The following is a 6110-nucleotide window of genomic DNA, read 5'->3' on the forward strand; positions in this document are numbered from 1 at the left end:
CGTCACGCAGCCGTCCAGCCGTCCCGCCGCTCAGCCCGCCGAGCCGCCGAAGCGCTCCGTCCAGGCCGCCAGGTCCTCGTCCGTGATCTTGGCGAACAGCACCGGCGGCACCGTGAACGCCGTCCCGGCCGGCACCAGGTCCAGCGCCCGCGCCTCCTCCGGGCCGATCCAGTCGCGGGTGGCGGCCGGCGAGTCCGCGGGCAGCGCGAAGGCGCCGCGCATGGCTGCCGCCGTGGTCGGGATGAACGGCTCGGAGACCACCGCGTACAGGTGGATCAGGTTCATCGCGGTGCGCAGGGTCAGCGCCGCCGCCTCCGGGTCGGTCTTCACCTGGAGCCAGGGCGCCTTCTCGTCCAGGTACGCGTTGCCCGCGCTCCACAGCGCGCGCAGGGCCTGCGCCGCCTTGCGGAAGTTGAGCGCGTCCAGCTGGGCCTCGTACTCGGCGAGGAGCCCGGCGACCTGCTCGCCGAGGCGCTGCTCGGCCTCGCCCGGGGCGTGGCCGCCCGGGACGTCGTCGCCGAAGCGCTTGCGGCTGAAGGTGAGCACCCGGTTGACGAAGTTGCCGAGGGTGTCGGCGAGGTCCTTGTTGACGACCGAGGCGAACAGGTCCCAGGTGAAGCTGGAGTCGTCCGACTCGGGCGCGTGCGCCATCATGAAGTAGCGCCAGTAGTCGGCGGGCAGCAGGTCCAGCGCGTCGTTGCCGAAGACGCCGCGCCGCTGGCTGGTGGAGAACTTCCCGCCGTAGTACGTCAGCCAGTTGAAGGCCTTGACGTAGTCGACCTTCTTCCACGGGCGGCGCGAGCCGAGCAGCGTGGCCGGGAACATCACGGTGTGGAACGGGACGTTGTCCTTGCCCATGAACTCGGTGTACCGGACGCTCTCGTCGGCCTCGTACCACCAGGACTTCCAGTCCCGCAGGTGCCCGGCCGGGGCCGCGTCCGCCCACTCCTTGGTGGCGCCGATGTACTCGATCGGGGCGTCGAACCAGACGTAGAACACCTTGCCCTCGGCGGCCAGTTCGGGCCACACGTCGGCCGGCACCGGGACGCCCCACTCCAGGTCGCGGGTGATCGAGCGGTCCTGGAGGCCCTCGGTCAGCCACTTGCGGGCGATCGAGGAGGCCAGCACCGGCCAGTCGTCGGCGTGGGCGTCGATCCAGTCCTCGACCTCCTCGGTGAGCTTGGACTGGAGCAGGAACAGGTGGCGGGTCTCCCGGACCTCCAGGTCGGCGCTGCCGCTGATCGCCGAGCGCGGCTCCAGCAGGTCGGTCGGGTCCAGCACCCGGGTGCAGTTCTCGCACTGGTCGCCGCGGGCCTTGTCGTAGCCGCAGTGCGGGCAGGTGCCGACGATGTAGCGGTCCGGCAGGAAGCGGCCGTCGGCGTTGGAGTACACCTGGCGGATCGCGCGCTCCTCGATGAAGCCGTTGCGCTGGAGCTCGCGGGCGATCTCCTGGGTGATCTCCCGGTTCTGCGGCGAGGAGCTGCGGCCGAAGTGGTCGAAGGAGAGCCCGAAGCCGTCGTACACCGCCCGCTGCGCGTCGTGCGCCCGGGCGCAGAACTCCGCGACCAGCAACCCGGCTTCCTGGGCGGCGAGTTCGGCGGGTGTGCCGTGCTCGTCGGTGGCGCAGATGAACAGCACCTCGTGCCCGCGTCGGCGCAGGTAGCGGGCGTAGACGTCCGCCGGGAGCATGGACCCGACCATGTTTCCCAGGTGCTTGATCCCGTTGATGTACGGAAGGGCGCTGGTGATCAGGTGCCGAGCCATCCTCGGATGCTCCGATTTCTCCCGCACGCGCACCCCACCCGGAGTGCCGTGTCGGGCGCAGGGTCCACTGTGGGCTGCCAGCCTAGGGCAAGGAGCGGGGGCCGGGGCGCAAGGAGCGGGGCCGGTCGGCGGCGCCGCCGCACGCGCCGGGCGGGGGCGGGAATCACGGCCGGGATCACGGCCGGGCGTCAGGGTCGGACTTCAGGGTCGGGCATCAGGGTCGGGTGAAGTCCCCGTACCGGTCGAACTCCCCGGACTTCACCCCGCGGACGAAGGCGGCCCACTTGCGCGGGGTGGTCCGCACGACGACCTCGGGCCGGTCCGACTCGCGGATCTCCACCAGTTCGCCCGCGGCTCTGACCTCGACGCAGTCGGTGCTCTCACCGCTGGCCGAGGCCTTGCGCCAGGTACTCATGCGAAGTCTTTCAGCAAGCACCGGATGAACTCCCGGGACTCGTCCGGTCCGAGCGCGATCGCCGCGGTCTCCTCCTTGATCCGGCGGTAGGAGGCCAGTTCGACCTGGGTGTGCACGAATGTCGGCCCGTGGGAGAGATCGATCTGGACGGTGTCGAGCTCCGGGACGGGCCCGCGGGCGAGGTACAGGCTCTCCCCGGAGCCGGTGTAGGTGGGCACGCTGAACGGGATCACCCGGATCTCCACCCCGGGCCGTTCGGAGTTCTCCAGCAGGCCCCGCAGCTGGTCGCGCAGCACGTCCGGGCCGCCGAACTGCATGCGCAGCGCGGATTCGTGGAGGAACGCGCTGTACGGCTTCGGGTGGTCGACGAAGATCTGCTGGCGCCGGATCCGGAACGCCTTCCGGATGTCCGCCTCCTGCCGGTACTGGGGGGGAAGCCGCTCGAACACCGCGGCGGCGTAGTCCGGGGTCTGCAGCAGGCCGGGGATGAAGGTGCTGTTCAGGATGGACAGGGAGGAGGCGTGGTGCTCCATCTCCGCGATGTCGATGATCGCGTTCGGCAGCCGGCCGCGGTAGCCGTCCCACCAGTACTTGCGCCGGTCCTGCGTCATCGCCAACAGGGCGTCCAGATAAGGGCCGTCCTCGCAGCCGCAGGTGTGCGCCCAGATCCGGAGCCGCTCGGCGCTGATGCCCGACTTCCCGTTCTCCATCTGGGAGATCTTGGGCAGGTCGGTGCCGATGGTGGCGGCCAGGCTCTTGGGCGTGACGCCCACGAGCTCGCGCATCCTGCGCAACTCGATCCCGAGGCGCTGCTGGCGCACGGTCGGCGACAAGCGGGGTGGCATGACTCTCTTCTCCGGGTCGCGGCTCGCGTCGATGCTTCCGGTGAAGTGTGCCGCGCGTACCGGGCCCTAGCTACCAAAATGGGGGATACCCCACGATGGAGTGAACGTCTTCCCGCTCGGTAGCAACTCTGGCACCTTGACCCTATGGTCATCCGTGTCACTCACTGACTTGTTGCCGCCTAAACAGTCGTCAAACAGTCGTCTAACAGCCGACATTCGGCCGTAATGACACATCAGATGCATGGTCGCGGCGCCCGAAATCACCGACCGGAGACAGCCATGCCACTCCCCACGCCCCTCGGCCCTCCCCACCGGCCCCATCCACCCCGGCGCATTTCCGCATCCCGGTGAATGCGCTTCTCGTCGCCGGATTGTCGGCGCTCCTGCTCGCCGTCCTGTTCGTCGGCTGGCTGGTCTGGCTGGTGAACATCCAGGCCTGTGAACCCCGCGCGGCCAAGCGCGAGTTCGCGGCCGGCCATTCCGCCCGAGGCGAGCGGAAATAGCCTCCGCGCCCCCTTCGCCGCACTCCGCCGGTCCGGCGGCTCAGCCCCGTGAAAGCCGCTCGGTCAGACGGGACTTGGCCGCCGGCCACTCCTCGGCGAGCATCGAGAAGTAGGCGCTGTCCCGCCAGGTGCCGTCGGGGCGCCGGCGGTGGCGGCGGAGGGTGCCCTCGTACTGGGCGCCGAGGCGCTGGATCGCGGTGCGGGAGCGCTCGTTGCGGGCATCGGTCTTCCAGAAGACGCGGCCCATGCCGAGGTCCTCGAACGCGTGGGAGAGGAGCAGCAGTTTGGCCTCGGTGTTGACCGCCGTGCGCCAGACCGAGCGGGCGTACCAGGTGCCGCCGATCTCGACGGACTCGTCCTGCGCGCTGAGGTCGTGGTAGCCGGTGACGCCGACGGCCCGGCCGCTCGCGAGGTCGACGGCGGCGAAGTTCACCGACTCGCCGGCCGCCGCCTCGGCGACGCGGATGTCGAGGACCGCGCCGAACTCCTGCTCCGAGACGGGCGGCAGGTGCATGGTCCAGCGCCAGACCTCGGGGTCGGAGCCGACGGCCGTCCAGAGGTCGGCGAGGTGGCGGCGCTCCAGCGGCTCCAGGCGGATGTGGCGGCCGGTGAGGACGACGGGTGAGGGCAGCTTCGCGGTCATGATCCGAACGTAGCGCCGCTCTGCACTAGAAGCAAGAGATGTTTGCGCTAGTGCAAATCTCCCGCGTGAGGCAAACGAGGGCCCCGCGGGACGGATCCCGCGGGGCCCTCGAAGTGTCAGCCGAGGATCAGGCTCAGATGAACGAGTTGATCTGGATCGTCTCGTCGCGGCCCGGGCCGACGCCGATGGCCGAGATCGGCGCGCCCGACATCTCCTCCAGCGCCTTCACGTACGCCTGGGCGTTCTTCGGCAGCTCGGCGAAGGTCTTCGCCTTGCTGATGTCCTCGGTCCAGCCCGGCAGAGTCTCGTAGATCGGCTTGGCGTGGTGGAAGTCCGACTGGTTGTAGGGGAGCTCCTCGACGCGCTTGCCGTCGATCTCGTACGCGACGCAGACCGGGATCTGCTCCCAGCCGGTCAGCACGTCCAGCTTGGTGAGGAAGAAGTCGGTGAGGCCGTTGACCCGGGTCGCGTAGCGCGCGATGACGGCGTCGAACCAGCCGCAGCGGCGGTCGCGGCCGGTGGTGACACCGCGCTCGCCACCGATCCGGCGCAGCGCCTCGCCGTCCTCGTCGAGCAGCTCGGTCGGGAACGGGCCGGAGCCGACGCGGGTGGTGTAGGCCTTGAGGATGCCGATGACCCGGTCGATCTTGGTCGGGCCGATGCCGGCGCCGGTGCAGGCGCCGCCCGCGGTCGGGTTCGACGAGGTCACGAAGGGGTACGTGCCGTGGTCGACGTCGAGCAGGGTGCCCTGGCCGCCCTCCAGCAGGACGACCTTGTCGGCCTTCAGTGCCTCGTCCAGGACGAGGGTGGTGTCGGCGAGGAAGGGCTTGATCTTCTCCGCGTAGCCCAGGTACTCCTCGACCACCAGGTCGGCCGGGATGGTGCGGCGGTTGTACAGCTTGACCAGGATCTGGTTCTTGTCGTGCAGCGCCGCCTCGATCTTCTGGCGCAGGATCGACTCGTCGAACAGGTCCTGGACCCGGATGCCGACGCGGTTGATCTTGTCCGCGTAGGTCGGGCCGATGCCGCGGCCGGTGGTGCCGATCCGGCGCTTGCCGAGGAAGCGCTCGGTGACCTTGTCCAGGGTGCGGTGGTACGGCGTGATCAGGTGGGCGTTGCCCGAGATCAGCAGCTTGGAGGTGTCGATGCCGCGGTCGTTCAGGCCGGCCAGCTCGGAGAGCAGCACGGCCGGGTCGATCACGACGCCGTTGCCGATCACCGGCGTCACGTTCGGGCTGAGGATGCCGGAAGGGAGCAGGTGCAGGGCGTACTTCTGGTCACCGATGACCACCGTGTGACCGGCGTTGTTGCCGCCCTGGTAGCGGACCACGTAGTCCACGGAGCCACCGAGGAGGTCGGTGGCCTTCCCCTTGCCCTCGTCTCCCCACTGAGCGCCAACGAGCACGAGTGCCGGCACAGGCGTACACCCCTTCCGGTTGGGGCATCCTGCGTAGGCCGCAGTCTGCCCCGAGATAGACGAAGCCCCTGGCGCAATGGCGCAAGGGGCTCTTGCACCGAGAGATTACCTGAGGAAGGACCGGTCGTGTCGTCCCTGTCCACGCCTGCTACCGGCGGCCCGGAGCCGCTCCTGCTGCTCCTCGACCCGGTGGCCCGGCAGACCGACGGCGAGTCGGTGCGGATCGCGAAGGACGTGCTCTGCGGGGGAGCGGACGTCAAGGTGGTCTTTCCGGAGAGCCCTTCCGAGCTCGACCGGGTGCTTTCGCACCGGGGTCGGAGGCGACCGGTGGTGATCGGTTCCGACCTCGCTCTGCAGCGGGTGCTCCAGGCCCTGCACCGCCAGCGTGAGCTGGGCGACGAACCGGTGGGGATGGTTCCGGTCGGCCGCTCGGAGGAGCTGGCCGCGGCCCGCGCGCTCGGCGTGCCGGGGGAGCCGGTCCGGGCCGCGCGGGCGGTGCTCTCGGGCGCGCCGCGCCGGCTGG

General features: G+C 70.0%; 6 protein-coding genes and 1 pseudogene. 2 read left to right on the forward strand and 5 right to left on the reverse strand.

What is annotated here, in order from left to right; genetic code table 11:
• Positions 1-30 precede the first annotated feature (30 nt).
• From metG to AE652_RS28060, 3 genes are all read right to left on the reverse strand, one after another.
• Complete coding sequence (gene metG, locus AE652_RS28050; protein WP_049656432.1) at positions 31-1764, reverse strand: methionine--tRNA ligase; 1734 nt, start codon at positions 1762-1764, stop codon at positions 31-33.
• 214 nt (positions 1765-1978) lie between these two features.
• Entirely contained in the window at positions 1979-2179 is a 201-nt protein-coding gene (locus AE652_RS28055) for a DUF397 domain-containing protein (protein ID WP_049656434.1), read from the reverse strand.
• Positions 2176-3024, reverse strand: coding sequence for a helix-turn-helix transcriptional regulator (locus AE652_RS28060; protein WP_063780290.1), 849 nt, complete (start codon positions 3022-3024; stop codon positions 2176-2178). The genes AE652_RS28055 and AE652_RS28060 overlap by 4 nt, the downstream gene beginning before the upstream one ends.
• Before the next feature lie 347 nt (positions 3025-3371).
• Here AE652_RS28060 and AE652_RS46640 point away from each other — a divergent pair, with 347 nt between their 5' ends.
• Entirely contained in the window at positions 3372-3527 is a 156-nt protein-coding gene (locus AE652_RS46640; protein WP_159028574.1) for a hypothetical protein, read from the forward strand.
• A gap of 40 nt (positions 3528-3567) precedes the next feature.
• Here the strand turns inward: AE652_RS46640 and AE652_RS28065 are convergent, their stop codons facing one another.
• Positions 3568-4170, reverse strand: a complete 603-nt coding sequence (locus AE652_RS28065) for a GNAT family N-acetyltransferase (protein ID WP_049656440.1) — start codon at positions 4168-4170, stop codon at positions 3568-3570.
• A 133-nt stretch (positions 4171-4303) separates the two neighbouring features.
• Complete coding sequence (locus AE652_RS28070; RefSeq protein WP_049656442.1) at positions 4304-5587, reverse strand: adenylosuccinate synthase; 1284 nt, start codon at positions 5585-5587, stop codon at positions 4304-4306.
• Positions 5588-5713: 126 nt separating this feature from the next.
• Between AE652_RS28070 and AE652_RS28075 the strand changes: the two are divergent.
• Positions 5714-6110, forward strand: a pseudogene (locus AE652_RS28075) (diacylglycerol kinase); the annotation flags it as partial.

It is taken from the genome of Kitasatospora sp. MY 5-36, from assembly GCF_001182915.1.
In the GTDB taxonomy this organism is placed as follows: Bacteria; Actinomycetota; Actinomycetes; order Streptomycetales; family Streptomycetaceae; genus Kitasatospora.